Annotated in this window: 2 protein-coding genes and 1 pseudogene; all 3 read left to right on the forward strand. The window is 73.0% G+C overall.

Going from position 1 to position 1,612, the window contains the following annotated elements; all coding sequences use genetic code 11:
- Positions 1-358: pseudogene (locus tag B5D80_RS32630) on the forward strand (DNA polymerase III subunit gamma and tau); the annotation flags it as partial.
- Between the two features lie 110 nt (positions 359-468).
- Positions 469-777, forward strand: a complete 309-nt coding sequence (locus B5D80_RS32635) for a YbaB/EbfC family nucleoid-associated protein (RefSeq protein WP_228544755.1) — start codon at positions 469-471, stop codon at positions 775-777.
- Positions 778-784: 7 nt separating this feature from the next.
- Complete coding sequence (gene recR / locus B5D80_RS32640) at positions 785-1,378, forward strand: recombination mediator RecR (protein ID WP_088647762.1); 594 nt, start codon at positions 785-787, stop codon at positions 1,376-1,378.
- Positions 1,379-1,612: the final 234 nt, after the last annotated feature.

The raw sequence follows: 1,612 nt of genomic DNA on the forward strand, positions 1-1,612 counted from the left end.
GACCGCCCCCGGCGCGGCCCCGGTGAGCAGCGCGATCGCGGCGGCGCGGGCGGCCGCGGCGGCGGCAGCGGCCGGCACCGCCAAGGGGCCACGGTCCGCCCAGCCGGCGCGCCGGACGGCGGACGCCGACTGGGCCGGTGAGCCGCCGTACGACCCGGACTACGACGGGCCGGGGCGTGCCGGTGGACGCTCGCAGCCGGCGGCGGCCCCGGCGTACGAGGGCTTCGACCCGGGTGACGAACCGCTGGACGAGGTGATCGACGAGCGGACCGCCCGGCAGTCGAGCGAGGAGCAGGCGGTGCAGTTGCTCCGGGAGGCGTTCGGGGCCGAGAAGATCGACGAGGTGGACGCGCGCTGACCCGCCGTCGCCCGGACCGGAGACCACCGGTCGTGCCCGACTAGGCTGGGCGCGGCCGAGCAGACGAGTGCGAGAAGGAGCCATCCGTGCGCCCAGGTGGACAGCCGAACATGCAGCAGATGCTGAAGCAGGCGCAGAAGATGCAGCAGCAGATCGCCAAGGCGCAGGCCGAACTGGCCGAGGCCGAGCTGACCGGCACCGCCGGCGGCGGCCTGGTCACCGCGACCGTGTCCGGCTCCGGCGAGGTCAAGAGCATCAGGATCGACCCGAAGGCGGTCGACCCGGAGGACGTCGAGACCCTGGAGGACCTGGTCGTCGCGGCCCTGCACAACGCCGCCGAGGCGGCCAAGGAGCTGACCGACCAGAAGATGGGCCCGGTGGCCGGCGGCATGGGCGGCCTCGGCCTGCCCGGATTCTGACCCGCAGATGTACGAGGGTGCCATCCAGGACCTGATCGACGAGTTGGGGCGGCTGCCGGGCGTCGGCCCGAAGAGCGCCCAACGGATCGCGTTCCACGTCCTGTCGGCGGACCCGGCCGACGTCACCCGGCTCGCCGGTGCGCTGCGCAAGGTCAAGGACCTGGTCCGGTTCTGCACCACCTGCTTCAACGTCGCCGAGTCGGAGCAGTGCCGGATCTGCCGCGACCCGCGCCGCACCGACGAGGTGATCTGCGTGGTCGAGGAACCGAAGGACGTGGTGGCGATCGAGCGGACCGGTGAGTTCCGGGGCCGCTACCACGTCCTCGGCGGGGCGATCAATCCGCTGGAGGGGATCGGTCCCGACAACCTGCGCATCCGTGAGCTGATGAGCCGGCTCAGCGCGGGGACGATCCGCGAGCTGATCCTCGCCACCGACCCGAACACCGAGGGCGAGGCGACCGCGACGTACCTGGCGCTGATGGTCAAGCCGATGGGCATCGCGGTCACCCGCCTGGCCAGCGGCCTGCCGGTCGGCGGCGACCTGGAGTACGCCGACGAGATCACCCTGGGTCGGGCCTTCGAGGGCCGCCGCGCGGTCTGACCCTCACTCGCCCCCGGCCCGGCCGGTGGAGACGCGCCGATGGCCGGCACCCCGGGTGGGGTGCCGGCCATCGTGTCGTACGCGGGTCAGTTGTTCCAGTGCTGGGTGACGAGGTCGGCGGCCTGCTGTTCCCACTGGGCGTAGTGGTCGGGGTAGGCGGAGACCTGGACGGTCTGGGCGGCCTTGGTCAGGGGCATGTCGTGCCAGCCGTCGACCTGCTTGAGGCCCTTGAGG

Source organism: Micromonospora wenchangensis (assembly GCF_002210435.1).
Classification (GTDB): Bacteria; Actinomycetota; Actinomycetes; order Mycobacteriales; family Micromonosporaceae; genus Micromonospora; species Micromonospora wenchangensis.

What these genes read in the sequence shown, in the direction of transcription:
- B5D80_RS32635 (WP_228544755.1), top strand. Translation starts at nt 469, where the DNA reads ATGCAGCAGATGCTGAAGCAGGCGCAGAAGATGCAGCAGCAGATCGCC.
- recR (WP_088647762.1), top strand. Translation starts at nt 785, where the DNA reads ATGTACGAGGGTGCCATCCAGGACCTGATCGACGAGTTGGGGCGGCTG.